General features: G+C 65.8%; 36 protein-coding genes. 2 read left to right on the plus strand and 34 right to left on the minus strand.

Going from position 1 to position 25,974, the window contains the following annotated elements; translation table 11 throughout:
- The 30 genes from D620_RS0107190 to apaG form a co-directional block, all read right to left on the minus strand.
- The coding region (locus D620_RS0107190) for a hypothetical protein (protein WP_017665123.1) at window positions 1-645 on the minus strand (645 nt) is incomplete at its 3' end.
- Between the two features lie 91 nt (window positions 646-736).
- A complete protein-coding gene (locus D620_RS0107195; RefSeq protein WP_017665124.1) occupies window positions 737-1,384 on the minus strand; it encodes an adenylate kinase in 648 nt (215 codons plus the stop codon).
- A 103-nt stretch (window positions 1,385-1,487) separates the two neighbouring features.
- Window positions 1,488-2,834, minus strand: coding sequence for a preprotein translocase subunit SecY (secY, locus tag D620_RS0107200; RefSeq protein WP_017665125.1), 1,347 nt, complete (start codon window positions 2,832-2,834; stop codon window positions 1,488-1,490).
- A gap of 139 nt (window positions 2,835-2,973) precedes the next feature.
- A complete protein-coding gene (gene rplO / locus D620_RS0107205; RefSeq protein WP_017665126.1) occupies window positions 2,974-3,498 on the minus strand; it encodes a 50S ribosomal protein L15 in 525 nt (174 codons plus the stop codon).
- A gap of 140 nt (window positions 3,499-3,638) precedes the next feature.
- Entirely contained in the window at window positions 3,639-3,815 is a 177-nt protein-coding gene (gene rpmD, locus D620_RS0107210) for a 50S ribosomal protein L30 (protein WP_017665127.1), read from the minus strand.
- Between the two features lie 6 nt (window positions 3,816-3,821).
- Window positions 3,822-4,532, minus strand: coding sequence for a 30S ribosomal protein S5 (gene rpsE, locus D620_RS0107215; RefSeq protein ID WP_017665128.1), 711 nt, complete (start codon window positions 4,530-4,532; stop codon window positions 3,822-3,824).
- A 2-nt stretch (window positions 4,533-4,534) separates the two neighbouring features.
- The gene (gene rplR / locus D620_RS0107220) at window positions 4,535-4,879 is read right to left on the minus strand and encodes a 50S ribosomal protein L18 (protein WP_017665129.1); all 345 of its coding nucleotides are present in this window, start codon (window positions 4,877-4,879) and stop codon (window positions 4,535-4,537) included.
- Between the two features lies 1 nt (window position 4,880).
- The gene (gene rplF, locus D620_RS0107225) at window positions 4,881-5,414 is read right to left on the minus strand and encodes a 50S ribosomal protein L6 (protein WP_026092022.1); all 534 of its coding nucleotides are present in this window, start codon (window positions 5,412-5,414) and stop codon (window positions 4,881-4,883) included.
- Window positions 5,414-5,809: a 30S ribosomal protein S8 gene (gene rpsH, locus D620_RS0107230; RefSeq protein ID WP_017665131.1), complete on the minus strand. Its 396-nt coding sequence runs from the start codon at window positions 5,807-5,809 to the stop codon at window positions 5,414-5,416. Before rpsH ends, rplF begins: the two co-directional genes overlap by 1 nt.
- A 10-nt stretch (window positions 5,810-5,819) precedes the next feature.
- Window positions 5,820-6,125, minus strand: a complete 306-nt coding sequence (rpsN, locus tag D620_RS0107235) for a 30S ribosomal protein S14 (protein ID WP_017665132.1) — start codon at window positions 6,123-6,125, stop codon at window positions 5,820-5,822.
- Window positions 6,126-6,167: 42 nt separating this feature from the next.
- Window positions 6,168-6,749, minus strand: a complete 582-nt coding sequence (rplE, locus tag D620_RS0107240) for a 50S ribosomal protein L5 (protein WP_017665133.1) — start codon at window positions 6,747-6,749, stop codon at window positions 6,168-6,170.
- Window positions 6,742-7,062, minus strand: coding sequence for a 50S ribosomal protein L24 (gene rplX / locus D620_RS0107245; RefSeq protein WP_017665134.1), 321 nt, complete (start codon window positions 7,060-7,062; stop codon window positions 6,742-6,744). The genes rplE and rplX overlap by 8 nt, the downstream gene beginning before the upstream one ends.
- Window positions 7,062-7,430, minus strand: a complete 369-nt coding sequence (gene rplN, locus D620_RS0107250) for a 50S ribosomal protein L14 (protein ID WP_017665135.1) — start codon at window positions 7,428-7,430, stop codon at window positions 7,062-7,064. The genes rplX and rplN overlap by 1 nt, the downstream gene beginning before the upstream one ends.
- A gap of 76 nt (window positions 7,431-7,506) precedes the next feature.
- Complete coding sequence (rpsQ, locus tag D620_RS0107255) at window positions 7,507-7,797, minus strand: 30S ribosomal protein S17 (RefSeq protein ID WP_017665136.1); 291 nt, start codon at window positions 7,795-7,797, stop codon at window positions 7,507-7,509.
- Window positions 7,798-7,809: 12 nt separating this feature from the next.
- The gene (rpmC, locus tag D620_RS0107260) at window positions 7,810-8,022 is read right to left on the minus strand and encodes a 50S ribosomal protein L29 (protein ID WP_017665137.1); all 213 of its coding nucleotides are present in this window, start codon (window positions 8,020-8,022) and stop codon (window positions 7,810-7,812) included.
- Complete coding sequence (gene rplP, locus D620_RS0107265) at window positions 8,022-8,456, minus strand: 50S ribosomal protein L16 (RefSeq protein WP_017665138.1); 435 nt, start codon at window positions 8,454-8,456, stop codon at window positions 8,022-8,024. The genes rpmC and rplP overlap by 1 nt, the downstream gene beginning before the upstream one ends.
- Window positions 8,457-8,467: 11 nt before the next feature.
- Window positions 8,468-9,163: a 30S ribosomal protein S3 gene (rpsC, locus tag D620_RS0107270; protein WP_017665139.1), complete on the minus strand. Its 696-nt coding sequence runs from the start codon at window positions 9,161-9,163 to the stop codon at window positions 8,468-8,470.
- Between the two features lies 1 nt (window position 9,164).
- On the minus strand, window positions 9,165-9,542 hold the full coding sequence (gene rplV, locus D620_RS0107275; RefSeq protein ID WP_017665140.1) for a 50S ribosomal protein L22: 378 nt from the start codon (window positions 9,540-9,542) through the stop codon (window positions 9,165-9,167).
- On the minus strand, window positions 9,542-9,817 hold the full coding sequence (gene rpsS / locus D620_RS0107280; protein ID WP_017665141.1) for a 30S ribosomal protein S19: 276 nt from the start codon (window positions 9,815-9,817) through the stop codon (window positions 9,542-9,544). Before rpsS ends, rplV begins: the two co-directional genes overlap by 1 nt.
- 6 nt (window positions 9,818-9,823) lie before the next feature.
- Entirely contained in the window at window positions 9,824-10,660 is an 837-nt protein-coding gene (gene rplB, locus D620_RS0107285) for a 50S ribosomal protein L2 (protein WP_017665142.1), read from the minus strand.
- Between the two features lie 23 nt (window positions 10,661-10,683).
- Entirely contained in the window at window positions 10,684-10,992 is a 309-nt protein-coding gene (locus D620_RS0107290) for a 50S ribosomal protein L23 (RefSeq protein WP_017665143.1), read from the minus strand.
- Entirely contained in the window at window positions 10,985-11,608 is a 624-nt protein-coding gene (gene rplD, locus D620_RS0107295; RefSeq protein ID WP_017665144.1) for a 50S ribosomal protein L4, read from the minus strand. Before rplD ends, D620_RS0107290 begins: the two co-directional genes overlap by 8 nt.
- Window positions 11,609-11,611: 3 nt before the next feature.
- Window positions 11,612-12,376, minus strand: a complete 765-nt coding sequence (gene rplC / locus D620_RS0107300; protein WP_033376418.1) for a 50S ribosomal protein L3 — start codon at window positions 12,374-12,376, stop codon at window positions 11,612-11,614.
- A gap of 279 nt (window positions 12,377-12,655) precedes the next feature.
- The gene (rpsJ, locus tag D620_RS0107305; protein WP_017665146.1) at window positions 12,656-12,967 is read right to left on the minus strand and encodes a 30S ribosomal protein S10; all 312 of its coding nucleotides are present in this window, start codon (window positions 12,965-12,967) and stop codon (window positions 12,656-12,658) included.
- A gap of 363 nt (window positions 12,968-13,330) precedes the next feature.
- On the minus strand, window positions 13,331-14,521 hold the full coding sequence (gene tuf, locus D620_RS0107310; protein WP_017665147.1) for an elongation factor Tu: 1,191 nt from the start codon (window positions 14,519-14,521) through the stop codon (window positions 13,331-13,333).
- Between the two features lie 95 nt (window positions 14,522-14,616).
- Window positions 14,617-16,749: an elongation factor G gene (gene fusA / locus D620_RS0107315; protein WP_017665148.1), complete on the minus strand. Its 2,133-nt coding sequence runs from the start codon at window positions 16,747-16,749 to the stop codon at window positions 14,617-14,619.
- Window positions 16,750-16,872: 123 nt separating this feature from the next.
- Complete coding sequence (rpsG, locus tag D620_RS0107320) at window positions 16,873-17,343, minus strand: 30S ribosomal protein S7 (RefSeq protein ID WP_017665149.1); 471 nt, start codon at window positions 17,341-17,343, stop codon at window positions 16,873-16,875.
- Window positions 17,344-17,479: 136 nt separating this feature from the next.
- Window positions 17,480-17,851, minus strand: a complete 372-nt coding sequence (rpsL, locus tag D620_RS0107325) for a 30S ribosomal protein S12 (RefSeq protein WP_006831873.1) — start codon at window positions 17,849-17,851, stop codon at window positions 17,480-17,482.
- A gap of 684 nt (window positions 17,852-18,535) precedes the next feature.
- Window positions 18,536-19,336 (minus strand): LysR family transcriptional regulator, encoded by an 801-nt coding sequence (locus tag D620_RS0107330; protein WP_017665150.1) that lies wholly within the window; start codon window positions 19,334-19,336, stop codon window positions 18,536-18,538.
- A 52-nt stretch (window positions 19,337-19,388) separates the two neighbouring features.
- Window positions 19,389-19,802 (minus strand): Co2+/Mg2+ efflux protein ApaG, encoded by a 414-nt coding sequence (apaG, locus tag D620_RS0107335; protein ID WP_017665151.1) that lies wholly within the window; start codon window positions 19,800-19,802, stop codon window positions 19,389-19,391.
- Window positions 19,803-19,946: 144 nt separating this feature from the next.
- On the opposite strand from apaG, the gene D620_RS0107340 reads away from it, so the two are divergent.
- On the plus strand, window positions 19,947-20,645 hold the full coding sequence (locus D620_RS0107340) for a M15 family metallopeptidase (RefSeq protein ID WP_017665152.1): 699 nt from the start codon (window positions 19,947-19,949) through the stop codon (window positions 20,643-20,645).
- 44 nt (window positions 20,646-20,689) lie between these two features.
- Window positions 20,690-21,322 carry a signal peptidase I gene (lepB, locus tag D620_RS15765; protein WP_017665153.1) on the plus strand — a complete coding sequence of 211 codons (633 nt, stop codon included), beginning with the start codon at window positions 20,690-20,692 and terminating at the stop codon, window positions 21,320-21,322.
- A gap of 4 nt (window positions 21,323-21,326) precedes the next feature.
- Here lepB and D620_RS0107350 read toward each other — a convergent pair whose 3' ends face one another.
- From D620_RS0107350 to D620_RS0107365, 4 genes are all read right to left on the minus strand, one after another.
- A complete protein-coding gene (locus D620_RS0107350) occupies window positions 21,327-23,417 on the minus strand; it encodes an alpha/beta hydrolase family protein (RefSeq protein ID WP_017665154.1) in 2,091 nt (696 codons plus the stop codon).
- A gap of 98 nt (window positions 23,418-23,515) precedes the next feature.
- Window positions 23,516-24,133, minus strand: coding sequence for a 2-hydroxychromene-2-carboxylate isomerase (locus D620_RS0107355; protein WP_033376428.1), 618 nt, complete (start codon window positions 24,131-24,133; stop codon window positions 23,516-23,518).
- Between the two features lie 11 nt (window positions 24,134-24,144).
- Window positions 24,145-25,362 (minus strand): trans-sulfuration enzyme family protein, encoded by a 1,218-nt coding sequence (locus D620_RS0107360; protein WP_017665156.1) that lies wholly within the window; start codon window positions 25,360-25,362, stop codon window positions 24,145-24,147.
- Window positions 25,363-25,372: 10 nt separating this feature from the next.
- The gene (locus tag D620_RS0107365) at window positions 25,373-25,936 is read right to left on the minus strand and encodes a TetR/AcrR family transcriptional regulator (RefSeq protein WP_233992021.1); all 564 of its coding nucleotides are present in this window, start codon (window positions 25,934-25,936) and stop codon (window positions 25,373-25,375) included.
- Between the last annotated feature and the right edge of the window lie 38 nt (window positions 25,937-25,974).

Below are 25,974 nucleotides of genomic sequence, written 5' to 3' on the forward strand. Positions count from 1 at the left end.
GGCAGGCGCTGCCGCAGGTGCCGCGGCCGACGCTTCGGCAGGCGCAGGCGCGGGCGGCGGCGGCGGCGGAGGCGGAGGCACGGCGACGATCCCCAGCGGCCTTGCCAGCGACATCAGCTGCGTCGCCATCACCCCGTCGACAGCCTTGGAGATCACCGGCACCTCGTAACGCATCGTTCCGCCGACATTGTATTCGAACACGATGCGCGTGCCCTTCTCGACCTTGCTGAGCACGATCGTCAGCACGCCGGTCACCGGCTCGCTCTGGAGCGGCCCGAGGCTGCCGACCATGCGCAGCGCGGCCTCGGGATAGGCCTGGACCACGCGCATATGCTCGACACTGCCCTGGAGCGTGAAGCGCCCGGGCTCGTCGACCTCGGGGATGATCTCGCAGAAGCACCCGCCCGCCTGGGGCAGCAGGCTGAGGTTCCCGGCATCGCCCGACCATGTGTGCGAGGACTGCCACCAGGTCGCAGGCGCGATCAGCGCCAGCCACACCTCCTTGGGGGTCGCGCTGACGGTGACCTCGTTGCGCGAGACGAAGCCGTTGTCGGTGGCGCGGGTCACCTCGGCGGAGGCCGGGACCGATGCGGCAATCGCGCCGAGCGCCAGCACGGCGGCGCGCGCAGTTGCGCTGAACTTCATGGCAAGACCCTCCCTTGCGAAACGATGCCGCCATGGCTGCGGCAAAAGCGTGACGGGAGCAAGCCCCCTGCCCTGCCCGCAGAGCCTTGCGTCAGCCGGCGAGGATCGCGTCGATCTGGCCCGCAACCGTGTCAATCGCCGCCATCCCGTCGACCCGGCTGACGATCCCGCGCGCTTCATAGCCCGGCAGGATCGGCGCGGTCTTGGCGCGGTATTCCTGCATGCGCATGCGCACGGTCTCCTCGTTGTCGTCGGGGCGGCGCTTGAATTCGGTGCTGCCGCAGGTGTCGCACACGCCGGCAACCTTGGGCGGGTTGGCGGTATCGTGGTAGAGCGTCCCGCAATTGCCGCAGGAAAAGCGGCCGGTGATCCGCTCGACCAGCGCATCCTCGTTCACTTCGAGCTCGATCACGTGGTCGAGCACGCGGCCGTTACGGGCGAGGATGGCATCGAGCGAATCCGCCTGCGCAGCGGTGCGGGGATAGCCATCGAAGATCGCGCCGGTTTCGGGCGCCATGGCGGCCAGTTCGGCGTCGATCAGGTCGGAGACGATTGCATCCGAGACCAGTTCGCCGCGCTCCATGACTTCCTTGGCGCGCAGGCCCACCGGAGTTCCGGCCTTGACGGCCGCGCGCAGCATGTCGCCGGTCGACAGCTGGCGCATGCCATGCCGCTCGACCAGCCCTGCGCTCTGCGTTCCCTTGCCGGCGCCGGGAGGGCCAAGAAGAATGATGTTCACGAACCGTCCCCCAATATCGCCGCGGATCTGCGCCGCGCGCGTTCTTCAAGTCTTACGGGTTCGACCAAGTGGCTGCGCGCGTCAAGCCGACTAATGTCGGATATCAGCGCATCCGGCCCTTGAGCTTGGCCTTCTTGATGAGGTCGCCATATTGCAACGCAAGCAGGTGCGACTGGATCTGGCTGATGGTGTCGACCGTCACGTTGACGACGATCAGCAGGCTGGTGCCGCCGAGGAACAGCGGGATCCCGGTCTGCGCAATCACCGCTTCGGGCAGCACGCAGACGACGGTGAGATAGATCGAGCCGATCACCGTGATGCGGGTGAGGACATATTCGAGATAGTCCGCGGTGCGCTTGCCCGGGCGAATGCCGGGGATCGAGCCGCCGTTCTTCTTGAGGTTGTCCGCGGTCTCTTCCGGGTTGAACACGACCGCGGTGTAGAAGAAGCAGAAGAAGATGATCCCGAGCGCATAGAGGCTCATGTACAGCGGCTGGCCGTGCTGGAGATACTGGTTCATCGTCTGCAACACCGTGTAGGCGGTGGTGCCGGGCTGGATCGAGGTGCCGACGAGCTGCGTGATGGTCAGCGGCAGCAGCAGCAGCGAGGAGGCGAAGATCGGCGGGATGACGCCCGCGGTGTTGATCTTGAGCGGCAGGTAGGACCGCTCGGCCTGCATCATCCCGCGCTCGGTCGCGCGCTTGGGATACTGGATGGTGAGGCGGCGCTGGGCACGCTCCATGAAGGCGATGCCGAGGATCAGGAAGATCACCATGGCGACAAAGCCGATGATCACCACTTCCGAAATCGCCCCGGTCCGGCCGCCTTCGAACAGGGCGGTGATGAACGTCGGGAACTGCGCGACGATCCCGGCCATGATGATCAGCGACACGCCGTTGCCGATGCCGCGGCTGGTGATCTGCTCGCCCAGCCAGAGGAGGAACATGGTCCCGCCGGTCACGTTGATGATCGTGGTGATGTAGAACAGCGGGCTGGTATCGACCGCGATGCCCTGCGCCACTGCATTGGCTGCGACCGCATAGCCCTGGATCACGCACAGCAGCACCGCGCCGTAGCGGGTGTACTGGTTGAGCTTCTGGCGCCCGCTCGCGCCCTCTTTCTTGATCGCGGCAAGCGCCGGGTGCAGCGCCGAGGCCATCTGCACCACGATCGAGGCGGTGATGTAGGGCATGATGCCGACCGCGATCAGGCTCATGCGCTCGAGCGCGCCGCCCGAGAAGGCGTTGAACAGGTCGAGGATCGTGCCCGAAGCGCGGCTGTTGAACTCGGCGAGCTTGACCGGGTCGATCCCCGGCAGCGGCACGAAGCTCAGGAAGCGGAAGACAATCAGCGCACCGATGGTGAACCAGATGCGTTGCTTGAGCTCGGTCGCCTTGGCGAAATTGCCGAGGTTCAGATTGCTCGCGATATTGTCGGCGCGTGATGCCATGGGAACGGGTCGATCCTAGCTCTTGATCCGGGCGCGCCCTGCTTTTGTGGCCCTTAGCCAAGAGCCGCCGGGGCGCGCGAGAGCGTAAATAGGGAGCGCGGGGGCTCTTGTCGAACCCCCGCGCTCCACCTTTTGTCGATTACTTGGCCTTGGCGGCCTTGTTCGCGTCGCGGCGGGCGAGCTTCTTCTCGTGCTCGGGAGTCGGCTCGGGCGCCACTTCGACGCTGCCGCCGGCCTTTTCGACCGCAGCGATCGCGCCCTTGGTCGCGCCGGTGACGGCGAAGGCAGCCTTGGTGGTGATCTCCCCCTTGCCCAGCAGACGCACGCCGTCCTTGCTGCCGCGCACGAGGCCCGCTGCGCGCAGCGCGTCCTCGGTGATGGTGGCCGAGGCATCGAGCTTGCCGGCATCGATGAACTTCTGGACCATGCCGATGTTCACTTCGGCATAGTCCTTGGCGAAGGGGTTGTTGAAGCCGCGCTTCGGCAGGCGCATGTGGAGCGGCATCTGGCCGCCTTCGAAGCCCTTGATGGCGACGCCCGAACGGGCCTTCTGGCCCTTCTGGCCGCGTGCCGAGGTCTTGCCCTTGCCCGAGCCGATACCACGGCCGACGCGGACGCGGCCCTTGCGGGCACCGGCATTGTCGCGGATGTCATTCAGTTTCATGTGTGCACTCGCTGAAGTTTATCCCAGCGAAAGCTGGGACCTGAGGTTAGCTCTGCCGCAGGATGGACGCGCTGACCGCCCTGGATTCCGGATTTCGCCGGAATGACGGGGGAGGACGAATTCCTCCCCGCCACAGTATTTTAGTCGATCACCTGCACCAGATGCGGGATCTTGGCGATCGCGCCGCGCACCTCGGGGGTGTCCTGACGCTCGACGATCTTGTGCATCTTGTTCAGCCCCAGACCGATGAGGATCTGGCGCTGGCTGGCGGGGCGACGGATCGGCGAGCCGATCTGCTTGATCTTGATGGTTGCCATCTGAAATTACTCCACGATCGCGGCAGCTTCGGCTTCCGCCTCAACCGCACTGGCCCCGCCGCGACCCAGGAGGTCGGCAACCTTCTTGCCGCGGCGCTGGGCGACAGACTTCGGCGAAGTCTGGTCCGAAAGCGCGTCAAAGGTGGCGCGGATCATGTTGTAGGGGTTCGAGGTGCCGACCGACTTGGTCACCACGTCGGCAACGCCGAGGCTCTCGAACACGGCGCGCATCGGACCGCCGGCGATGATGCCGGTGCCCGGAGGCGCGGTGCGGACGGTGACCTTGCCCGCGCCGAAACGGCCATTGCCGTCATGGTGCAGGGTGCGGCCTTCCTTGAGCGGCACGCGGATCATCTTCTTGCGCGCCGAAGCGGTCGCCTTGGTGATCGCCTCGGGCACTTCGCGGGCCTTGCCGTGGCCGAAGCCGACGCGGCCCTGGCCGTCACCGACAACCACGAGCGCCGCAAAGCCGAAGCGCTTGCCGCCCTTCACGGTCTTGGAGACGCGGTTGATATGCACCAGCTTCTCGATGATGCCGTCATCTTCTTCCTGCTTGGGCCCGCGACGGTCATCACGACCGCCCCGCCCCCGGCCACGGCCTTCGCCGCCTTCGCGGTTGCCGCCACGGCCCCGGCCGCGACGACCCTGGCTCTCGCCGGCATCGCCGCCGATGTCGCCCGCCACGTCGACGGTATCGATGGTGTTTTCGTCAGCCATTGTCAGAACTCCAGCCCGCCTTCGCGGGCGGCATCGGCCAGCGCCTTGACGCGGCCATGAAACAGGAACCCGCCGCGATCGAACACGACAGTGGTCACGCCCGCCTTCTTGGCGGCCTCGGCGATCGCCTTGCCGACTTCGGCAGCGGCATCGACATTCGCGCCGCTCGCCTTGGCGCCGAGCGTCGAGGCGGCAGCAACGGTCTTGCCGGCCGCATCGTCGATGATCTGGGCGTAGATGTGACGGCCGGTGCGGTGCACCGACAGGCGGGGCTTGCCACCGGCACGTGCGCGCAGCGCAGTGCGAACCCGGCGACGGCGACGTTCGAAAAGGGAAAGCTTTGCCATCTTATCTCTTCTTCCCTTCCTTGCGGAAGATAAACTCGCCCTTGTAGGCGATCCCCTTGCCCTTGTAGGGCTCGGGCTTGCGCCAGCGGCGGATTTCGGCGGCAAACTGGCCGACGGCCTGCTTGTCGGTGCCGGAAATCTCGATCGTGGTCTGGTCCGGGGTCTTCACCTCAAGGCCCGCGGGCACCGGCAGATCGACATCGTGGCTGTAGCCGAGCTGCAGCTTGAGGGTCGTCCCTTGCGCATTGGCACGGTAGCCGACGCCCTTGATGACGAGCACCTTGGTAAAGCCGGCGCTGACGCCTTCCACCAGGTTCGACACCAGCGTGCGCTGCATGCCCCAGAAGGCGCGGGCCTGCTTGCTGTCATTGGCCGGCTTGACCGAAATCGCGCCTTCCTCGAGCGAGTAGGTGATGAGGTCGGACAGGCCCATGGTGAGGGTGCCCTTGGGGCCCTTCACGCTGAGCGTGCCGTTGTCGATGCTGGCGGTCACACCACCAGGGATCGCGACCGGCTTTTTACCGATGCGGCTCATCAGAACACCTCCGCCAGGACTTCGCCGCCGACGTTGTTGGCGCGGGCTTCGGCATCCGAGAGCACGCCCTTGGGGGTCGAGACGATGGTGATGCCCAGGCCATTGCGGATCGTCGGCAGTTCCTTGGAACCCGAGTAGATCCGGCGGCCCGGCTTCGAGACGCGGGCCACGTGCTTGATCGCGGGCTCGCCTTCGAAATACTTCAGTTCGATCCGCAGCGCCTTGTGCTTGCCGGTGGTGTCCTCGGAATAGCCACGGATGTAGCCTTCACGCTGGAGCACCTCGAGAACGCTTGCACGCAGGTTGCTCGCCGGGGTCAGGACGGAGTCCTTCTTGGCGCGCTGGCCGTTGCGGATGCGGGTGAGCATGTCACCCAGAGGATCGGTCATTGCCATTGTCTAGTCCTCACCAGCTCGACTTGGTCAGACCCGGGATCATGCCCCGGTTGCCAAGCTGACGCAGTTCGATACGGTTGATGCCGAACTTGCGGTAATAGCCGCGGGGGCGGCCGGTGGTGGCGCAACGGTTGCGCACCCGGGTCGGGTTCGCGTTGCGCGGAAGCTCCGCCATCTTGAGCCGGGCCATCAGGCGCTCGGTCTCGTCGAGGGATTCGTCGTCAGCGATCGCCTTCAGCTTCTCGTACTTCGCAGCGTACTGCTTGACGAGCTTCTTGCGACGCTCATTCTTGTTGATGGAACTCAGTTTCGCCATGGACTTAAGCTCTCTGCTTTCGTGTCACTAAGGGGAGGCGGCTTACGCCGCTTCCTTCTGTTCGGTCTTGGCCTCGCCCGCGAAGGGGAAGCCGAACAGGCGCAGCAGTTCGCGCGCCTCTTCGTCGGTCTTGGCGGTGGTGGTGACGATGATGTCCATCCCACGCACCTTCTCGATCTTGTCGTAGCTGATTTCGGGGAACACGATCTGTTCCTTCAGCCCCATCGCGTAGTTGCCGCGGCCATCGAACGACTTGGCGTTCAGCCCGCGGAAGTCGCGGATGCGCGGCATGGCGACAGTCACGAGACGGTCGAGAAATTCGTACATCCGCTCGCGGCGCAGGGTCACCTTGCAGCCGATCGGCATGCCTTCACGCAGCTTGAACTGCGCGATCGACTTCTTGGCGATGGTGATGACCGGCTTCTGGCCGGCGATCAGCGCCATTTCCTCGGCAGCGGTCTGAACCTTCTTCTTGTCCTGGCTCGCCTCGCCCACGCCCATGTTGAGCGTGATCTTTTCGAGCTTGGGCACTTCCATTCGGTTCTTGTAGCCGAACTTCTCGGTCATGGCCTTGACGATCTCGTTGTCGTACTTGGCCTTGAGACGGGCGGTGTAATCAGCCATCGATGGTCTCCCCACTCTTGACCGCAACGCGCACCTTCTTGCCGTCCTTCACTTCGAAGCGGACGCGGGTGGCCTTGCCGGTCTTGGGATCAGCGAGCGCAACCTTGGAGATGGCCATCGGCGCGGCGAAGCGGTCGATGCCACCCTGGGGGTTCTGCTGGCTGGGCTTGCGGTGACGGGCGACGATGTTGACGCCATCGACAACGACCTTGCCGTCCTTGGGAAGAACCTGCGCAACCGTGCCGGTGCGGCCCTTGTCCTTGCCCGACAGGACGACGACGCTGTCACCCTTCTTGATCTTTGCAGCAGCCATCACAGCACCTCCGGCGCGAGACTGATGATCTTCATGAAGCCCTTGCCGCGCAGTTCGCGCACCACGGGGCCGAAGATACGGGTGCCGATCGGCTCCTCGTTCTTGTTCACGAGCACCGCGGCATTGGTGTCGAAACGGATGACGGTGCCATCCGGACGACGCACGTCCTTGCGGGTGCGCACGATCACCGCGCGGTGCACGTCGCCCTTCTTGACCTTGGTGCGCGGCTGCGCCTCCTTGATGGAGACGACGATCACATCGCCGACGCCCGCGGTACGACGCTTCGACCCGCCCAGCACCTTGATGCACTGGACGCGCTTGGCGCCGCTGTTGTCCGCGACGTCGAGATTGGATTGCATCTGGATCATTGATCCGTCTTCCTTCTCAATGGCTTTTCAGGACGCCCGATCCGACCGGGGCCTGAGAGTTCCGATTACGCCTGATTCAGTTGCCCGCAGCCGCGACGTCGAGGTCGGCTTCCACCGCCTGCACGCCGCCTGCCACGACCCGGTCCTTGACGATCCAGGTCTTGGTCTTGGACATCGGGCGGGTCTCTTCGATCCGCACCACGTCACCCACGGTGTATTCGTTCTGCTCGTCGTGCGCGTGATACTTCTTCGAACGGCGGATGATCTTCCCGTAGAGCGGGTGACGCACCTTGCGTTCGACCTTCACGGTCACGGTCTTGTCGGTCTTGTCGGAGGTCACAGTCCCGACGAGGATACGCTTGGGCATTGTGCTTTCTCCTTACGCCTTGGCAGCGGCGGCCTTGGCCGCGCGCTCGCTTTGCAGCGTCTTGATCTGCGCGATGGTCCGGCGCACCTGACGGATGCGCGAGGGAGCCTCGAGCTGGTTGGTCGCAGCCTGGAACCGCAGATTGTACTGCTCGCGCTTGAGCTCGATAAGCTCGGCGGTCAGCTGGTCATCGGTCTTGGTGCGAAGGTCCGCAACGTCGGCCATTATTCGCCTCCCAGGTGGCTGGTGTCGCCGAGACGGGCGACGACCTTGGTCTTGATCGGCAGCTTCATGGCTGCGCGCTCGAAGGCTTCAGCGGCCAGCGGGCCGGCCACGCCATCGAGTTCGAACAGGATGCGGCCCGGCTTCACCTTGGCGGCCCAGTATTCGACCGAACCCTTGCCCTTGCCCTGACGGACTTCGGCAGGCTTCTTCGACACCGGCACATCGGGGAACACGCGGATCCACAGACGACCCTGACGCTTGATGTGACGGGTGATCGCACGACGCGCCGCTTCGATCTGGCGCGCGGTGACGCGCTCGGGTTCCAGCGCCTTGAGCCCGTAGGACCCGAAGTTCAGGGTGGTGCCGCCCTTGGCATCGCCCTTGATCCGGCCCTTGAACTGCTTGCGGAACTTGGTCTTTTTCGGTTGCAACATGGCTATCTACCTCAGCGAGCCGGACGGACGCCGGAAGTCTGGGCTTCCATCATCAGGCGGTCCTGCGCGGTCGGATCGTGGGCGAGGATCTCGCCCTTGAAGATCCACACCTTGATCCCGATGATCCCGTAAGCGGTGAGCGCCTCGGTCTCGGCGTAATCGATGTTCGCACGCAGGGTGTGGAGCGGCACGCGGCCTTCGCGGTACCATTCGACACGGGCGATTTCCGCCCCGCCCAAACGGCCGCCGCACACGATCTTGATGCCTTCGGCACCCAGACGCAGCGCCGACTGCACAGCACGCTTCATCGCGCGGCGGAACGCCACGCGGCGCACCAGCTGGTCGGCGATGCCCTGCGCGACGAGCTTGGCGTCGATTTCCGGCTTGCGGATCTCGACGATGTTCAGCTTGACGTCGCTCGCGGTCATGGTGGCGAGCTTCGAGCGCAGCTTTTCGATGTCCGCGCCCTTCTTGCCGATGATGACACCGGGACGGGCCGCGTAGATCGACACGCGGCACAGCTTGGCCGGACGCTCGATCACCACCTTCGAAACCGCCGCCTGGGGCAGGTTCTTCATGATGTACTTGCGGATCGCGATGTCTTCCTTGAGCAGGCCCGCATAGTCCCGCCCTTCGGCGTACCAGCGGCTGTCCCAGGTGCGGTTGATCTGCAGGCGCAGACCGATCGGATTGCTCTTCTGACCCATCTTACGCCTCCTCAGCTTCGCGAACGACGATCCGCAGACGCGAGAACGGCTTCAGGATCCGCGTCGATTTGCCGCGTCCACGGGTGTGGAAGCGCTTCATCGTCACCGACTTGCCCACGCTCGCCTCGGCGACGACCAGCGCGTCGACATCGAGGTTGTGGTTGTTTTCCGCATTGGCAATCGCCGAGGCGAGCACCTTGCTCGCATCGCGCGCCATCGCCCGCTTCGAAAAGGCGAGGATGTTCATCGCCTCTTCGGCCTTCTTGCCGCGGATCAGGGCCGCAACGAGGTTGAGCTTCTGCGCCGAACCACGGATCGTGGTGCCGACGGCCAGCGCCTCGTTGTCGCCCACGCGGCGGGGTGCCTTAGCCTTGCCCATTAGCGCTTGCCCTTCTTGTCGGCAGCGTGACCCGGGAACGTGCGCGTGGGCGCAAATTCACCGAGCTTGTGGCCGACCATTTCTTCCGAAACCGAAACGGGAATGAACTTGTGCCCGTTGTAGACGTTGAAGGTGAGCCCGACGAACTGCGGCAGGATCGTCGAACGCCGCGACCAGGTCTTGATCGGCTTGGCGTTCGTGGTGTCCTGCGCTTCCTCTGCCTTCTTCAGCAGGCTCAGCTCGACAAACGGACCTTTCCAGACGGAACGTGCCATCGTCTCTTACCTCTTCTTCTTCGCGTGACGCGAACGGATGATCATCTTGTCCGTCTGCTTGTTGTGGCGCGTGCGGGCACCCTTGGTCGGCTTGCCCCACGGGGTCACCGGATGGCGGCCACCCGAGGTGCGGCCTTCACCACCACCGTGCGGGTGGTCGACCGGGTTCTTCGCAACGCCGCGGGTCAGCGGACGCTTGCCCATCCAGCGGCCACGGCCGGCCTTGGCAAAGTTCTGGTTGGCGTTGTCGGGGTTCGACACCGCACCCACCGTGCCCATGCAGTCGGCGCGCAGGTAACGCTGCTCGCCCGAGTTCAAACGGACGATCACGAAAGCGCGGTCACGGCCGACGACCTGCACATAGGTGCCGGCGGACCGTGCGATCTGGCCGCCCTTGCCCGGCTTCATCTCGACATTGTGGCAGATCGTGCCGACCGGCATCTGGCCGAGCAGCATCGCGTTGCCCGGCTTGGTGTCGACCTTCTCGCCAGCCACGACCTGGTCACCGACCGCCAGACGCTGCGGAGCCAGAATATAGGCCTGCTCGCCGTCCTCGTACTTCACCAGCGCGATGAAGGCGGTGCGGTTGGGGTCATATTCCAGACGCTCGACGGTGGCCGGCATGTCCCACTTGCGACGCTTGAAGTCGATGAAGCGGTACTTCTGCTTGTGGCCCCCGGCGATCCCGCGCGAGGTGACGTGGCCCTTGTTGTTGCGGCCACCGGTCTTGCGCTTGCCTTCGGTGAGCGCCTTGACCGGCTTGCCCTTGTAGAGCGCCGACTTGTCGACCAGGATCAGACCGCGGCGGGCGGGACTGGTCGGTTTGTAGTTCTTGAGTGCCATTGTTCGTGTCCTGTCCCTTGGCCTCAGATACCGCTGGTGATGTCGATCATTTCACCCTCGGCGAGGGTGACAATGGCCTTCTTCACGTCGGAGCGCTGATAGGCCTTGCCCTTCCAGCGCTTGGTCTTGCCCTTCTGGATCAGGGTGTTCACGGCGACGACCTTCTTGTCGTAGATCGCCTCGATCGCTTCCTTGATCTGCGGCTTGGTCGCGCCAGCGGCGACCTTGAAGACCACGGCGTTCGCTTCGGACGCGAGGGTCGACTTTTCGGTGATGTGCGGCGCGATGATCACATCGTAGTGACGCGCGTCGATGGTGCCCTTCTTAGCCATTGAAACGCGCCTCCAGCTTTTCGACAGCGGCCTTGGTCAGCACCAGCGTGTCGTGGTTGAGGATGTCGTAGACATTGGCACCGATCGCCGGAAGGACGTTGATGCCCGGAAGGTTGCCGGCGGCCTTCTTGAAGCCCGCGTCGACCTGTTCGCCGTCGATCACCAGCACCTTGCCGGTGAGCCCGGCCTTGGTGAGGTGGCCCTTCAGCGCCTTGGTCTTGGCGTCGGCGAGCTCGAGGCTGTCGACGACCACCAGGCCGCTCCTGGCCTTGGTCGAGAGCGCCATCTTGAGACCCAGCGCACGGACCTTCTTGTTGAGCGACTGCTCGAAGTCGCGCTTGCGCGCACCGTGAGCCTTACCACCGCCGATGAAGATCGGAGCCGCACGGTCGCCGTGACGGGCGGTGCCGCCGCCCTTCTGCTTGCCGAACTTCTTGCCGGTGCGGGCCACGTCCGAACGCTCGCGCGTCGGGCGGGCGGTGCCGCGGCGGTTTTCGAGCTGCCAGGTCACCACGCGGTGCAGGATGTCGGCGCGCGGCTCGATGCCGAACACGTCATCCGACAGTTCGATATCGCCAGCGGCGGCGCCCTCGATGTTCTGAACCTTGATCTTCATGGCTCAGTCTTCCTTGTTTTCTTCGGTGGCGGGGGTGTCGATTGCGACAGCCTCGACAGCCACGAGGGTCTCGTCGGCCACAGGGGCCTTCTTCTCGAGGACCGCGCCCGGGAACGGCAGATCGGCCGGAGCCTTGAGCTTCACCGCATCGCGAACGAGCAGCCAGCCGTTCTTCGCGCCCGGGACCGAACCCTTGACGAACAGAAGACCGCGCTCGGCATCGGTGCGGACGATTTCGAGGTTCTGCTGGGTGCGCTGACGGTCGCCCATGTGGCCGGCCATCTTCTTGCCCTTGAACACGCGGCCCGGATCCTGACGGTTACCGGTCGAACCATGGGCACGGTGCGAGATCGAGACGCCGTGCGTCGCGCGCATACCGCCGAAGCCCCAGCGCTTCATGGCGCCCGCAAAGCCCTTGCCCTGCGTGTGGCCGGTGATGTCGACCATCTGGCCGGCGATGAAATGCTCGGCCGAAATGGTGGCGCCGACCGGGACCAGCGCATCGGCGCTGTCGACCCGGAATTCGGCGACCTGCTTCTTGAGACCGACATCGGCCTTGGCGAATTGTTCACGCTGCGGCTTGGCAACGTTCTTGTGCTTGGCTTCGCCCGCGCCGAGCTGGACGGCGTAGTAGCCATCGCGGTCTTCGGTGCGGTGCGAGACCACCTGGCATTCTTCCAGCGACAGGACGGTCACGGGCACGTGCCGGCCATCCTCCTGGAAGAGGCGGGTCATCCCGACTTTCTTTGCGATAACGCCGGTGCGCATCGTCAGTTCACTCCTCAACAGAGGCACCGTGCAGACCATCCGCAAGGTGCGTGTGAGACCGCAGACGCGAAATGCACCTGCGGCCCCGTTCAGCCCGATATGTCATGCATCGCCCCGTCCGGGCTGAGTGCTTCCGCTGGCCGGGTAGCCGCTGGAAGCGAGACGGGGGACGCGGCCCGGAGATAGTCTCCGGCGGTATCCACCCTATCGTCAGGCGGGGCACCCTGCGCCCCAACGATAGAGGCCCCCTGCCGAAGCAGGGGGCATTTCGGCCGGCTCTTAGGCCAGCTTGATCTCGACGTTCACGCCGGCAGCCAGATCGAGCTTCATCAGCGCGTCGACCGTCTGGGCGTTGGGCTGCACGATATCGAGCAACCGCTTGTAGGTGCGCACCTCGAACTGCTCGCGCGACTTCTTGTCGACGTGCGGGCCGCGGTTCACGGTGAACTTCTCGATACGCGTCGGCAGGGGAATGGGGCCGCGAATAAGTGCGCCGGTCCGGCGGGCCGTATCTGCGATCTCGCCAGTGGCCTGGTCAAGAACGCGGTGGTCGAACGCCTTGAGGCGAATACGGATATTCTGAGCTTCCATGTCCTACTACCGATGCGAAAGAGCCAAGGAGCAACCGGCGAGCCGGCATTTCCCAAAAACAAAGACCGCCCCGCTTGCTTCGGTTTCCCGTGAGCGGGCGGCCTTCCTCAAAACTCGTGCCGTCAGGAGACGAATCTCCGTCGGGGATGCGCGCCTATACGGGCCGAGTTGGATTCTGGCAAGGGCCCTCGGACTGAAAATTACATGACCGTGAAACGACCATGTTCTCGTGCGCGGGGGGCACCCTGCCCTGCCTGTTCGGGCGCGGCCGAAACGGCGTGCCCTCACACAAAAAGGCCCGGCGGCTCGTAAGAGCGCCGGGCCGTTTTTGCGTTCAGTCAGCTGCGCGAGGCAGCGGCGACCTTACTTGGTGATCTTGGCGACGACGCCCGAACCCACGGTGCGGCCACCTTCGCGGATCGCGAAGCGCAGACCTTCATCCATGGCGATCGGCGCGATCAGCTTGACGCCGATGGTCACGTTGTCGCCCGGCATCACCATTTCGGTGCCTTCGGGAAGGATCACTTCGCCGGTCACGTCGGTGGTGCGGAAGTAGAACTGCGGGCGGTAGTTGGCGAAGAACGGCGTGTGACGGCCACCTTCGTCCTTCGACAGCACGTAGACCTCGGCCGAGAACTCGGTGTGCGGGGTCACGGTGCCCGGCTTGGCGAGAACCTGGCCGCGCTCGACTTCTTCACGGGCAACGCCGCGGATCAGCGCGCCGACGTTGTCGCCCGCTTCACCGCGATCGAGCAGCTTGCGGAACATTTCCACGCCGGTGACGGTGGTCTTGCGGGTGTCCTTGATGCCGACGATTTCGACTTCGTCGCCGACGTTCACGATGCCGGTTTCGATACGGCCGGTCACGACGGTGCCGCGGCCCGAGATCGAGAACACGTCTTCGATCGGCATCAGGAAGCTCTTGTCGACCGGACGGTCGGGCTGCGGGATGTAGCTGTCGACGGCTTCGATCAGGGCAATGACCGAATCCTTGCCGATGTTGTCATCGCGGCCTTCGAGAGCGGCCAGCGCCGAACCCTTGACGATCGGAATATTGTCGCCGTCGAAGTCGTACGAGCTGAGCAGCTCGCGCACTTCGAGTTCGACGAGCTCGAGGATTTCCTCGTCGTCGACCTGGTCGACCTTGTTCATGTACACGACCAGCGCGGGCACGCCGACCTGACGGGCGAGCAGGATGTGCTCGCGGGTCTGGGGCATCGGGCCGTCGGCAGCGTTCACGACCAGGATCGCGCCGTCCATCTGGGCGGCACCGGTGATCATGTTCTTCACGTAGTCGGCGTGGCCCGGGCAGTCGACGTGCGCGTAGTGACGGGCGGCCGATTCGTACTCGACGTGCGCGGTCGAGATGGTGATGCCGCGCTCGCGCTCTTCCGGGGCCTTGTCGATGTTGGCGAAGTCCACGGCGCTGCCGCCGTAGGTTTCAGCCATCACCTTGGTGATCGCCGCGGTCAGCGTGGTCTTGCCGTGGTCGACGTGACCGATGGTGCCGATGTTGCAGTGCGGCTTATTCCGCTGGAACTTTTCCTTGGCCATTTCTCTGGTATACCTTCTTGGATGAATTTGATGTGTTCGCGGGAGAAAGGCAGCGCCCGCAGAATCAGGCGCCGCCCCTAGACTGCCGAGGCAGCTTAGGCAAGTTTCTCCTTGACCTCGGCTGCGACGTTGGCCGGAACCTCGTCATAGTGCGAGAACTGCATGGTGTACTGCGCGCGCCCCTGGGTGAACGAGCGCAGTTCGTTGACGTAACCGAACATGTTGGCGAGCGGCACGAAGGCCTCGACCGCCTGGGCATTGCCGCGGGTGTCGGTGCCCTGGATCTGGCCACGGCGGCTGTTGAGATCGCCGATGACGTCGCCGAGGTAATCGTCCGGAGTGACAACCTCGACCTTCATGATCGGTTCAAGCAGCTTGATGCCCGACTTCTGCGCCACCTCGCGCATGGCACCGCGCGCGGCGATTTCGAACGCGATCGCGCTCGAGTCGACATCGTGATAGGCACCATCGGTCAGCTTGATCGAGAAGTCGATGATCGGGAAGCCGACGAGGTGACCGCTTTCGGCCTGCTCGCGGAAACCCTTTTCGATCGCCGGGATGTATTCGCGCGGAATGTTCCCGCCCTTGATCTGGTCCTCGAAGATCACGCCCTGGCCGCGCTCACCCGGGGTGACCGTGACCTTCACGCGGCCGAACTGGCCCGAGCCGCCCGACTGCTTCTTGTGGGTGTAATCGACATCGACCTCGCGGGCGAGGTATTCGCGGTAAGCCACCTGCGGCGCGCCGACATTGGCTTCGACCTTGAATTCGCGGCGCATGCGATCGACGATGATGTCGAGGTGCAGTTCGCCCATGCCCTTGATGATCGTCTGACCGCTTTCGTGGTCGGTCGACACGCGGAACGAGGGGTCTTCCTGCGCCAGACGGTTGAGCGCAATGCCCATCTTTTCCTGGTCGGCCTTGGTCTTGGGTTCCACCGAAAGCTCGATCACGGGCTCGGGGAATTCCATGCGTTCAAGGATGATCGGCTTGGACGCGTCGCACAGGGTATCGCCCGTGGTGGTGTCCTTCATGCCGGCCAGCGCGACGATGTCGCCGGCGAAGGCCTCATCGATGTCCTCGCGGTTGTTCGAGTGCATCAGCAGCATGCGGCCGATCTTTTCCTTCTTGTCCTTCACCGAGTTCAGGACCTGGCCCTTGGTGAGCTTGCCCGAATAGATGCGGGTGAAGGTCAGAGAGCCGACGAAGGGATCGTTCATGATCTTGAACGCGAGCGCGGCGAAGGGCGCATCGTCGCTCGAAGGGCGCTCGTCTTCCTGGTCGCTGTCGGGCAGCACGCCCTTGATCGGCGGAATGTCGAGCGGCGAGGGCATGTAGTCGACCACGGCGTCAAGCAGCGGCTGCACGCCCTTGTTCTTGAACGCCGAGCCGCAGGTCACCGGCACGAAGGCGCGCGCGATGGTGCCCTGACGGATCAGCTTCTTGATCGTCGGGACATCGGGCTCGTTGCCTTCGAGATAGGATTCCATGATCTCGTCGTCCTGCTCGACGACGAGCTCGATCAGGCGCTCGCGGTATTCGGCAGCCTTGTCGGCGAGGTCAGCAGGGATCTCGATGAACTCGTACTTCGCGCCAAGGCTCTCGTCCTTCCAGACGATGCCGCGGTTGTTGACGAGGTCGACCACGCCCTGAAGCTGGCTCTCGGCCCCGATCGGGAGATAGAGCACCAGCGGCTTGGCACCCAGACGATCAATGATCGAATTGACGCAGTAGTAGAAATCGGCGCCGGTGCGGTCGAGCTTGTTGATGAAGCACATGCGGGGAACGCCGTATTTGTCGGCCTGACGCCACACGGTTTCCGACTGCGGCTCCACGCCGGCCACGCCGTCGAACACGGCAACCGCACCGTCGAGCACGCGCAGCGAGCGTTCGACTTCGATGGTGAAGTCAACGTGGCCGGGGGTGTCGATGATGTTGATGCGGTGCTTGGGCTGGCCGTCACGCAGCGCGTCGGGATCGCTCATCGGGTCCATCGAGGAATCCTCGGCGGTCCAGAAGGTCGTCGTCGCCGCCGAGGTGATCGTGATCCCGCGCTCCTGCTCCTGCTCCATCCAGTCCATCGTCGCGGCACCATCGTGCACTTCGCCGATCTTGTAGGACTTGCCGGTGTAGTAGAGAATGCGCTCGGTCGTGGTGGTCTTACCGGCATCGATGTGCGCCATGATGCCGATATTGCGATAGCGCTCCAGCGGATACTCGCGGGCCATATCAGGTTCCTTGGATTGAGAGGGGCCGCCGGGTCGCGGGTCAGCCCCCATATAGGGAAGATTGTGACAGCCGGAAGACCAGAGTTAGCTCTTTGGCCCTCCGGCTGCCCACAATCGCACGAGTTACCAGCGGTAGTGCGAGAAGGCGCGGTTCGCGTCCGCCATGCGGTGCGTGTCCTCGCGCTTCTTCACCGCGTTGCCGCGGTTGTTCGCCGCATCGAGCAGCTCGCCCGACAGCCGCGCGGCCATCGTGGTTTCCGGCCGGCCGCGCGCCGCGGTGATCAGCCAGCGGATCGCGAGGGCCTGGGCACGCTCGGGGCGAACCTCGACCGGCACCTGGTACGTGGCACCACCGACGCGGCGGCTGCGCACCTCGACCTGCGGCTTCACATTGTTGAGCGCATCATGGAACAGCTGGATCGGATCGGCCTTGGCCTTGCTCTCCACCGTGGCGAGCGCGCCATAGACGATCTTCTCGGCAACGGCCTTCTTACCGTCGAGCATGAGGTTGTTCATGAACTTCGACAGGATCTGATCCCCGTACTGGGGATCGGGCAGGATGACCCGCTTTTCGGGACGACGACGACGTGACATGTTGATTAACTCCTTCGGAGTGGTCGCCCACCTCCGTGGGCGCCCTGCGGCGCCGGCCCTCTCCCCCACCCGGCCACCCAAATTCTACCACGTAGGGGTAGCCAGGTGGAGGAGAGCGCCGCCGCCGCGTTAAAGCCTACTTCGGACGCTTGGCGCCGTACTTCGAGCGCGACTGCTTGCGGTCCTTCACCCCTTGCGTGTCGAGCACGCCGCGCAGGACGTGATAGCGCACGCCGGGAAGGTCGCGCACACGCCCGCCGCGGATCAGCACCACCGAGTGCTCCTGGAGGTTGTGGCCCTCGCCCGGGATGTAGGAGATGACCTCGCGCTGGTTGGTCAGGCGCACCTTGGCCACCTTGCGCAGCGCCGAGTTCGGCTTCTTCGGGGTCGTCGTGTAGACGCGGGTGCAGACACCGCGCTTCTGCGGGTTCTGCTCCATCGCAGGGACCTTGCTCTTGGCCTTCTGCGGAACGCGGCCCTTGCGGACCAGCTGGTTGATCGTCGGCATATGTTCTCACTTCACCGGGTTGATGGTGAGCACGGGTGCCGGACGATGGGGGGAGAGGTTTGCCCTGTGCCGTCATCCCGGCGAAAGCCGGGACCTAAGGCCGCAAGCGCAAAGACAAGCGGCAAAAGTGCCGGCCGAAACCAGCATAACGACGAGGCCGAAACGCTCCACCCGCACAGTCAGGCCCTTCGGCCACCGGGTTACTTTGACGGCTGCCCCTCTGCTGGAGAGAGACAAGGCCGCCAATGTTCAGCTCGCTTTCCGAGGGCGTGCCCCGGAAGGATGGGCGCCCTTAGGCGGGTTTGGGCGGGGGGTCAAGGTGACAGTTGGACGCATCCAACACTTGCCCACCCCCAACCCCTCCCGCGGGCGGGAGGGGAGCAAAACGGCGGCGCCGCCGCCGCAAGGGCGAATGCCCGCCCGCAGCGAGGTGCCCGCAGGGCGTGTGAGCGAGGATTTCGCAGCGCGCAGGCGCTGCAGGCCACAAGAACAATTTTCCTACTCGCGCAAAACCTGCAATCTCCTTGCGCGCCATGATCCGCGCATTTGCCCCTCGCCCTTGCCCCTCGTCGCTGCGCGCGGCGGTGTGTGTCCGGGCGGGTGCGGGGGCGTCATGCGGGGGGGCACTTTTCCGGCCCTGGACAGTGTCTCATGTGTCTCCAACAAGGGAGCCAGCGCAGGCAGCTAGGGCGCGAGGAACGCGACGAGGGCTCGCACCTTCTTGGATCGCCACTGCGGCGGCGGGGCGAGCAGCCAGTAGGCGCGGGTGGCAGGCTCGGGCGGATCGAGCGCGGTGAGGCTGCCGCTGGCCAGCGCGTTCTCGGCGAGCGCGAGCGGGAGGATGGTGCGCCCCATTCCGGCCAGCGCCGAGGCGAGCGCCTGGCCGGGGGAGCCGGCGCGGATGCACGGGCTCACGCCTTCGGGCAGGGGCATGCCGGGCCAGTCGATCCACGCATCGCGGCAGTGCGGCGCAGCGACCCGCACCCGCATCGCGGGGGCAAGCTGGACGCCCATGAGGTCCCCCGGCCCGTCGGCGAGGCGGATCGCGAGATCGAGGTTCGCCTCGGTGAAGTCGGCATGCTCGTCGGGGGCGAGGATGTACTGGACGCCGCCCGAGCCATGGGGCGTGCCGGCCTGGAACCGCGCGAGCCGGGGCGCGAGCCACTCGGCGTAGAACTCGCGCGGGACAGCGATGGTGTAGCGGTCGGAGGACTGGCCGGCCTGCATCGCGGCGACGCTCTCCTCGAACCTGAGGAAGCCCTCGCGCAAGGGGTCGAGCCCGGCCTCGCCTTCGGGGGTGAGTTCGAGGCCCTTGGAGGTGCGGCGGAACAGGACGACGCCGAGCACGTCCTCCAATGCGCGGATCTGCTGGCCGACCGCGGCGGGGGTCACCGCGAGCTCGTCCGCGGCGCGGGTGAAGGAGAGGTGCCGGGCGGCGGCATCGAACACGCGCAAGGCGTTGAGGGGCAAGTGGGTGCGCTTCACGTGCCAGCGATTAGGACGCCGGAAGGCTCACCGCAAGTATCGGCGCGGCCCCTTAACGGGAGGAGCGGCCCTCGGCGGTCTCGGGCGCGGTGAGCGGGAAGAAGGGGATGCGCACCTCGACCGGCGAGCCATCGGCGCGCTCGAAGGTGTAGAAGCCCTCCATCGAGCCGAACGGCGTGGTCAGCGGGCAGCCCGAGACATAGTCGTGGCTCTGCCCGGGCTGGAGCAGCGGCTGTTCGCCCACCACGCCCTCGCCATCGACATGGTTCACCATCCCGCGCCCGTCGGTGATGCGCCAGTGGCGGGTGCGCAGCCGCAGCGCCTCGTGCGAGGCGTTCTCGATGCGGATATGGTAGACCCAGAACCACTTGCCCGCCTCCGGATGCGACTGCTCGGGCAGGTAGTTGACGGCGACCCTCACGGTAACCCCGTCGGTGGTGGCGGCGTGCTGGAAGAATGCTTTCATGACGCCTCCAAGGTTAGCGATTCTTTATGCGCTCACAAGAGCACCAACGCGCTTAATCCCAGCTGTATCCCGCAACTCGTCGTAATTCGCGCCCGGGCATGCCGGGCTTGCAGACGGGAGGGCGACGGCATAGCCACAGGAGCGATGCAGCCCGCCCCCGCCCCGCCCCCAAGCTTCTCGCGCCGCACGGTGCTGGCGGGCATGGCCGCGGGCGCGGTGGCGGGATGTGCGGGCCGCGCCCCCCCGCCCGCCCTGCTCCTGCCGGTCGATCCGGCCGCGGACCTGCCGAGCGACCTGGTCGATCTCGCCCGCCACGATTCGCGCGTCAGGCTCGATATCCGCTATGCGACCAGCGCCAACTTCATGGGCCGCGTGCTCTACCCGGTCGCCCGTGCCGTCGCCCAGCGGCCGGTGGCCGAGGCGCTCTCCCGCGTGCAGACCCGGGCCGAGGCAGCGGGCTACGGCCTTCTCGTCTTCGACGCCTACCGCCCGTGGCGCATCACGCAAGCGATGTGGGACCAGACCCCGGCCGACAAGCGCCAATTCGTCGCCAACCCCGCCACCGGATCGCGCCACAACCGCGGGTGCTCGATCGACCTGTCGCTCCACCGGAACGGCATCGAGGTCACCATGCCCAGCCCCTACGACGACTTCACCCCCGCCGCCTACCGCAGCAACACCGCCGCCCCGCCAGAGGCCCTGCGCCTCAGCCGGATGCTGGAGGAATGGATGACCGCCGAGGGCTTCGTGCCCCTCCCCAACGAATGGTGGCACTACGACTGGGCCGAGTGGCGGCGCTATCCGATCATGGATACGCCACTGGAGGCGGTGACGGCGGGGTGAGCCGCCGGTTGCGCCAAGGCTCGGGGGAATATAGCGAAAAGGACATGGCCGCTCCGCACCGCACCGTCCTCGCCCTCGCCGCCGCCGCGGCGCTGCTCGCATCCTGCGAGAACGGCGGGATCATCGACCGGATGCTGCCCGAGCGCGGTTTCACCGCCGCCAGCACCTCGATGGAGCCGGTCCTGCCGCGCGGCACGCAGTTCACGGCGGAACTGGTCGGCCCCGCCGATGTGGCGCGCGGCGATATTCTGGCGGTGCGCCATCCCCGCGGCGACACCTATCTCCACCGCCTGATCGGCTTGCCGGGCGACACCATCGAACTGCGCGAAGGCGTGCTGGTGCTGAACGGGGCCCCGGCGCAGCAGACCCCGCGCGGCAGTTACACCGTTGCCGGGAGCGATGACGCCGAGTACCCCGATCCGCCCCGGACCATGACGCGGCTGCGCGAGACGCTGCCGGGCAGCCGCACCGGCCATGACATCCTCGATCTCGGGCCGACGGCGTTCGACAATTTCGGCCCGGTCAAGCTGGCCACGGATGAATACTTCCTGCTCGGCGACAACCGCGACATGTCCGCCGACAGCCGCGTCGGACCGGTGCCGGTAGGGCTCGGGATCGTGCGCGGGGAACAGATCCTGCGCCGCGTGATCCGGCCCGAAGGCAGCGCCCCGCGCTGAACGCTCAGGGCGTTGCCGGAGCCGCGCCCTTGTCCGTCGCCGCTCCGGCCTCGCCCGCCGCCACCGTCACCGTCATCGTCGGCACTGCATCGGCCGGGTTGTGCTTGGCAAGGAAGGTGTCGAGCGCCTCGTACCAGGCCTGCGCGCTCTCGGGCTTGGAGAAGCTGTGGCCCTCGCCCTCGACCAGCAGGGTCTGGGGCGGCATCGGCGCGGCGCGGCTGGCCTTTTCGAAGATGGTGTATTGCGCCACCGGCACGCGCTTGTCCTTGGAACCATGGGCGAGCAGCAGGGGCCGCGTCAGCTGCCCGGCCAGCCGCGCGGGCGAGACCGGATCGAGATCGACCTCCTTGTTGGCGGTCAGCTGCGCGCGCCACGACTTGTTGACCCGTTCGGACAGGTAGCGCCGGTCATAGCGCAGCATCCTTGCCCAGTCGCTCACCCCCGCCCAGCTCGCCGCGCAAGCGTAGCGTTCGGGATTGCGCAGCACCGACCACTGCGCCGCATAGCCGCCGTAGGAGCCGCCGACCACGCAGACGCGGGCCTTGTCGGCGATGCCTTCCTTGACCGCCCAGTCCATTGCATCGTCGAGATCGTCCTGCATCTTGCGCCCGATCTCGCCCGCGCCGAGAAACTGGAAATCGTCGCCATAGCCGCCCGAGCCGCGGTAATTGGGCTGGAGCACGGCATATCCGCGGTTGGCCAGCAGCTGGACCTCGTCGCTGTATTCGAGCTTGTCGCGCACCCCGTAAGGCCCGCCGTGGACCAGCAGGATCAGCGGCAGGCCCTTGGCCTCGCGCCCGCGCGGCAGGGTGAGATAGCCGTGGATCACCGTGCCATCGCGCGCGGTGTATTGCATCGGCCTGGGTGTGGCGAGCTGGCGGAAATCGAGATCGGGGCGGTATTGCGCGATCTCCTGCATCCGCTTGGCGACCGGATCGAACAGGTAGAGGACGCCCGGATCATTCTCCTGGCCCGCATAGACGAGGATGCGCGAATCATCTTCCGCGCGGCTCTGGATCCACACCTCGCCGGTGCCGAGCGCCTTCCTGAGCGAACGGTATTGCTTGGCGACTTCGGGATCGAACCAGTGCACCTCGTCCCGCTCGGCGGTGAAGAAGGCGGCGTAGGGCTTGCCGTCCTTGATCGAAATGCTGTCGACATCCCAATCGGGGTGTTCGAACACCGTCTCGAGCACCGCGCGCGTGGCGAAGTTGAAGCGCCTGACGCCGATGCGGCCGGTCTCGCTCGGGCTGAGCACATAGCCCTCGTCCGATCCGCTGACCATCAGCACCGCATCGAAATATTGCTGTTCTTCGGCGCCGTCCTTGAGCTGTGCAAGCAGCTTCATCGGCTCGCCCGCGCGGGGGCGGTAATAGACCTTGAGCTGGCCATCGACCCAGCCGGTGCCCATCCGCACCACGCCCTGTTCGTCGGTGGTCCAGTCCCACACCCCCGGGCGCGGTTCCTGCACGGTGCCGATCCGGCCCCCGGCCTTGAGCTCGTGCTTCATCACCGAGGGAAAATCGTAGATGGATTGCTGGATCGAGACGAGGACGTAGGAGCCATCCTCGGCAACGTGGACGACATTGTCGCCCTGCACCACCTCGCTGCGCGCAAACAGGCGCGTCATGGTGCCGGAGGCGACTTCGACGAGCACGAGGCGCGAGTAGCGCACCTCCTCGTCGAAATACTTGCCGGGGGTTGAAACGCCGAGCAGGAGCTTGTCGTTGTTGACCCAGCGATACCATTCGATCTCGTCGAGCGGATCGGTAACCAGCGCGCGCTTGACCTTGCCCGAGACGGTCTCGGTGATGATGAACATCGTCCCCTCCTTGCCCTGGCGCATGAAGGAGAACATCGATCCGTCGGGGGAGAGCTTGGTGTCCCAGAAGGCGAGCCGCTTGGCGAAGTGCGCGGCCGGGATGCGCGGCGGCGGGGCTTCCGCGGCAGGACCAGCGGCGGCAGGCGCCGCCGGCGCGGCGGAAGACAGCGTGGCAGGGGCCGGGGTGGCGCCCTCCTGCGCGCTGGCCGTGACGGCTGCGAAGGTCAGGCCGGCAGCAACTGCCAGCCCGGCGAAATGCCGAAAAATACTCATGGTGCCCCTGTGCGTCCCCTGCGAAGCGTGTTCGATTCGCCAAGCCTATGATTTTAAGCGGGGCTGGCAAGGGGGATGCGGCGGAAGGCCGCAAGGACTCAGCGCTTGGCGAGCAGTTCCTCGATCTGGCCGAGGCGCTCCTTGCCGAAGAACATCTCGCCCTGTCCTTTCGGCCCCACGAACATGGTCGGAATGCCGAAGGCACCGCGCGCAACCACTGCGTCGGTGTTGGCGGCAAGGCCCTGCTTGACGTTGTCCGTATGCGCTCGGGCGAACAGGCCGGCAGCGTCGAACCCGGCGGCGGCGAGCACTGCGCCGATCGCTTCAGGCGAGGCAATGTCGAGCCCCTCCTCCCAGATCGGGCGCAGCAGGGCTTCCACGAACTGGACCCCGCGCCCGTCCTGATCGGCAGCGTAGAGCATCCGCTGGAGCAGGATCGAATTGAACGGGAACTGCGGGTGGAGGCGATATTTGGTCAGGCGGTGCTTCGCGATGAAGCGCTGCATTTCGAGCATCGCATATTCGTTCTTGCCCTTGACCTCGGCGTCGCGGAGCATCGGCGGGGCATTGCCGGTGAGCTTGTGCATGCCCCCGAGGAACACCGGGATCACGTCAATCTCGGCCTCGTAGCGGGCCAGCAATTCGCGCAGCGGCCACCATACGAGGTAGGCGTTGGGGCTGACGAAATCGAAGACGAGTTCAACGCGGGTTGCCATGTGGGTCATCCTCAAATGCCCGCCGCAGCGAGCGCCTGGTCCATGTCTTCGGTGAGGTCGGCGAGGTCCTCGAGCCCGACGTTGATCCGCAACAGCCCCTCGGTCACGCCCATCGCCGCGCGGGCTTCATCGGTGAGGCCGGCATGGGTGGTCGAGGCCGGGTGGCACATCAGCGAGCGCGCGTCGCCGATATTGTTCGAGATGTCGATAAGCCCCAGCGCGTCAAGCACCGCGAAGGCCTTGGCCCTGCTGCCGACGTCGAAGGCGAAGATCGGCCCCGTCGCATCCATCTGCGCGAGCGCGAGGTTGTGGCGCGGGTGGCTCGGCAGGCCGGGATGGAGCATGTGCCCGCCCGCCGCACGCACGCGCGGCTCGAGAAATTCGCCCAGCGCCACGGCCTGCTCGGATTGCTTGAAGGCGCGCAAGGGCAGCGTTTCGAGGCCCTTCAGCACCACCCATGCATTGAAGGCGGACAAGGTGGGGCCGGTGTTGCGCTGGAAGGGCATCAGCACCTCGTCAATCCACTGCTTGCTCGCACAGATCGCGCCGGCGAGCACGCGGCCCTGCCCGTCCATCAGCTTGGTGGCGGAATAGGCCACCACGTCCGCGCCGAATTCCATCGGGCGCTGGAGCACCGGCGAGGCGAAGGCGTTGTCGACCACCGTGGTGATTCCGTGCGCTTTCGCCAGCCCGCAGACATGGGCGAGGTCGACGATGTCGAGCGTGGGGTTCGCCGGAGTCTCGAAGAAGAACACCTTGGTATTCGGCCGGATTGCCGCCTCCCACGCGGCATTGTCGGCGCTGTCGATGATCGTCACCTCGATCCCGAAGCGCGGCAGCAGGCTGTCGCACAGCCAGCGGCACGAACCGAAAGCGGCGCGCGCGGCGACGATGTGGTCGCCGGCGGAAAGCTGGCACAGGAGCGCTGCGGTCATCGCCGCCATGCCGCTCGCCTGCGCCCGGCAGGCTTCCGCCCCCTCGATCAGCGCGATGCGCTCTTCCAGCATCGCCACGGTCGGGTTCTGGAGCCGGGAATAGGTCATGCCCTGCGCGGTGCCCGCAAAGCGGTCGGCGACGGTCTGCGCATCGTCGTAGGTGTAGCCCGAGGAGAGGAACAGCGCCTCGCTGGTCTCGCCGTGCTCCGATCGCCAGGTGCCGCCGCGCAGCGCGCGGGTTGCGGGGCGCCAGCCCTTGGTGGCGGCGCGGTCCATGCCGGTGGTCTTCTTCATGCGCCCGCCTCTAGGCCTCGAGAAGCCCGCCCGCAAGCAGGCCTTCGCGCGCGGTCTGGCGGTGACCGACGGCGGTGAGCATCATCGCCCCCTCGATCACGGTGAGCAGGTAGCGCGCACCGCCAGCGGGATCGGGATCGCCTGCGGGCATGTGCCCTTCGAGCCAGACCAGCAATTCGCCCATCATCGCCTCGGCCGCGGGCAGGAAACCGGGCAAGCCCCGCGCCGCGCCGGCGACGATCTCCCACCACAGCAGCATGAACGGCTGCATCGCCGTCGCGGCGTTCTGCGCGATGATCCGCGCCACCAGCGCGGTGCGGGTCGCCGGGCGCTCGCCCTCGGCCAGCACTGCATCGAGCCCGGCGGCATAGACGCCTGCGACATGCGAGAGCAGATCGATGATCAGCAGCTCCTTGGTGCCGAAATGGTAGAGCAGCATGCGGTCCGAGGTGCCCGCGGCCTGCGCCAGCGGCCTCAGGCTCGCCTGCCCCAACCCGTGCGCAAGCACATGCCCGGCGAGCAGCGGAAGCAGGCTCTCGCGCGACATCGGCGGCTTTTTGGCTCGGGGTTTCATGGCGCGCTTGTAGCGACCAGGCAGGCTTGCTTCAAGCG

It is taken from the genome of Porphyrobacter sp. AAP82 (assembly GCF_000331285.1).
GTDB lineage: Bacteria > Pseudomonadota > Alphaproteobacteria > Sphingomonadales > Sphingomonadaceae > Erythrobacter.

Bases quoted from the DNA above. Each gene is read 5' to 3' on its own strand.
- rplF (WP_026092022.1), bottom strand. From the start codon at position 5,414: ATGAGCCGCATCGGTAAAAAGCCGGTCGCGATCCCTGGTGGTGTGACC.
- rpmC (WP_017665137.1), bottom strand. From the start codon at position 8,022: ATGGCCGACGTTGCGGACCTTCGCACCAAGACCGATGACCAGCTGACC.
- rpsE (WP_017665128.1), bottom strand. From the start codon at position 4,532: ATGGCTGACGAAAACACCATCGATACCGTCGACGTGGCGGGCGACATC.
- fusA (WP_017665148.1), bottom strand. From the start codon at position 16,749: ATGGCCCGCGAGTATCCGCTGGAGCGCTATCGCAATATCGGCATCATG.
- D620_RS0107340 (WP_017665152.1), top strand. From the start codon at position 19,947: ATGCAGCCCGCCCCCGCCCCGCCCCCAAGCTTCTCGCGCCGCACGGTG.
- D620_RS0107290 (WP_017665143.1), bottom strand. From the start codon at position 10,992: ATGGCTAAGAAGGGCACCATCGACGCGCGTCACTACGATGTGATCATC.
- D620_RS0107355 (WP_033376428.1), bottom strand. From the start codon at position 24,133: ATGGCAACCCGCGTTGAACTCGTCTTCGATTTCGTCAGCCCCAACGCC.
- D620_RS0107350 (WP_017665154.1), bottom strand. From the start codon at position 23,417: ATGAGTATTTTTCGGCATTTCGCCGGGCTGGCAGTTGCTGCCGGCCTG.
- rplO (WP_017665126.1), bottom strand. From the start codon at position 3,498: ATGAAACTGAATGACATCCGCGACAATGCCGGTGCCCGCAAGGGCCGC.
- rpsN (WP_017665132.1), bottom strand. From the start codon at position 6,125: ATGGCGAAACTGAGTTCCATCAACAAGAATGAGCGTCGCAAGAAGCTC.
- rplR (WP_017665129.1), bottom strand. From the start codon at position 4,879: ATGGCAAAGCTTTCCCTTTTCGAACGTCGCCGTCGCCGGGTTCGCACT.
- rpmD (WP_017665127.1), bottom strand. From the start codon at position 3,815: ATGGCAACCATCAAGATCAAGCAGATCGGCTCGCCGATCCGTCGCCCC.
- rplE (WP_017665133.1), bottom strand. From the start codon at position 6,749: ATGGCTGATTACACCGCCCGTCTCAAGGCCAAGTACGACAACGAGATC.
- rpsS (WP_017665141.1), bottom strand. From the start codon at position 9,817: ATGGCACGTTCCGTCTGGAAAGGTCCGTTTGTCGAGCTGAGCCTGCTG.
- apaG (WP_017665151.1), bottom strand. From the start codon at position 19,802: ATGAAAGCATTCTTCCAGCACGCCGCCACCACCGACGGGGTTACCGTG.
- lepB (WP_017665153.1), top strand. From the start codon at position 20,690: ATGGCCGCTCCGCACCGCACCGTCCTCGCCCTCGCCGCCGCCGCGGCG.
- rplC (WP_033376418.1), bottom strand. From the start codon at position 12,376: ATGCGCACCGGCGTTATCGCAAAGAAAGTCGGGATGACCCGCCTCTTC.
- rpsQ (WP_017665136.1), bottom strand. From the start codon at position 7,797: ATGCCCAAGCGTATCCTCGTCGGGACTGTGACCTCCGACAAGACCGAC.
- tuf (WP_017665147.1), bottom strand. From the start codon at position 14,521: ATGGCCAAGGAAAAGTTCCAGCGGAATAAGCCGCACTGCAACATCGGC.
- rpsC (WP_017665139.1), bottom strand. From the start codon at position 9,163: ATGGGTCAGAAGAGCAATCCGATCGGTCTGCGCCTGCAGATCAACCGC.
- rplV (WP_017665140.1), bottom strand. From the start codon at position 9,542: ATGGGCAAGGCTAAGGCACCCCGCCGCGTGGGCGACAACGAGGCGCTG.
- rplP (WP_017665138.1), bottom strand. From the start codon at position 8,456: ATGTTGCAACCGAAAAAGACCAAGTTCCGCAAGCAGTTCAAGGGCCGG.
- D620_RS0107360 (WP_017665156.1), bottom strand. From the start codon at position 25,362: ATGAAGAAGACCACCGGCATGGACCGCGCCGCCACCAAGGGCTGGCGC.
- rplB (WP_017665142.1), bottom strand. From the start codon at position 10,660: ATGGCACTCAAGAACTACAAACCGACCAGTCCCGCCCGCCGCGGTCTG.
- D620_RS0107365 (WP_233992021.1), bottom strand. From the start codon at position 25,936: ATGAAACCCCGAGCCAAAAAGCCGCCGATGTCGCGCGAGAGCCTGCTT.
- rpsG (WP_017665149.1), bottom strand. From the start codon at position 17,343: ATGTCACGTCGTCGTCGTCCCGAAAAGCGGGTCATCCTGCCCGATCCC.
- rplD (WP_017665144.1), bottom strand. From the start codon at position 11,608: ATGAAGATCAAGGTTCAGAACATCGAGGGCGCCGCCGCTGGCGATATC.
- rpsL (WP_006831873.1), bottom strand. From the start codon at position 17,851: ATGCCGACGATCAACCAGCTGGTCCGCAAGGGCCGCGTTCCGCAGAAG.
- rplX (WP_017665134.1), bottom strand. From the start codon at position 7,062: ATGGCTGCTGCAAAGATCAAGAAGGGTGACAGCGTCGTCGTCCTGTCG.
- rpsH (WP_017665131.1), bottom strand. From the start codon at position 5,809: ATGGCAATGACCGATCCTCTGGGTGACATGCTCACCCGCATCCGCAAC.
- rpsJ (WP_017665146.1), bottom strand. From the start codon at position 12,967: ATGGAAGCTCAGAATATCCGTATTCGCCTCAAGGCGTTCGACCACCGC.
- secY (WP_017665125.1), bottom strand. From the start codon at position 2,834: ATGGCATCACGCGCCGACAATATCGCGAGCAATCTGAACCTCGGCAAT.
- rplN (WP_017665135.1), bottom strand. From the start codon at position 7,430: ATGATCCAGATGCAATCCAATCTCGACGTCGCGGACAACAGCGGCGCC.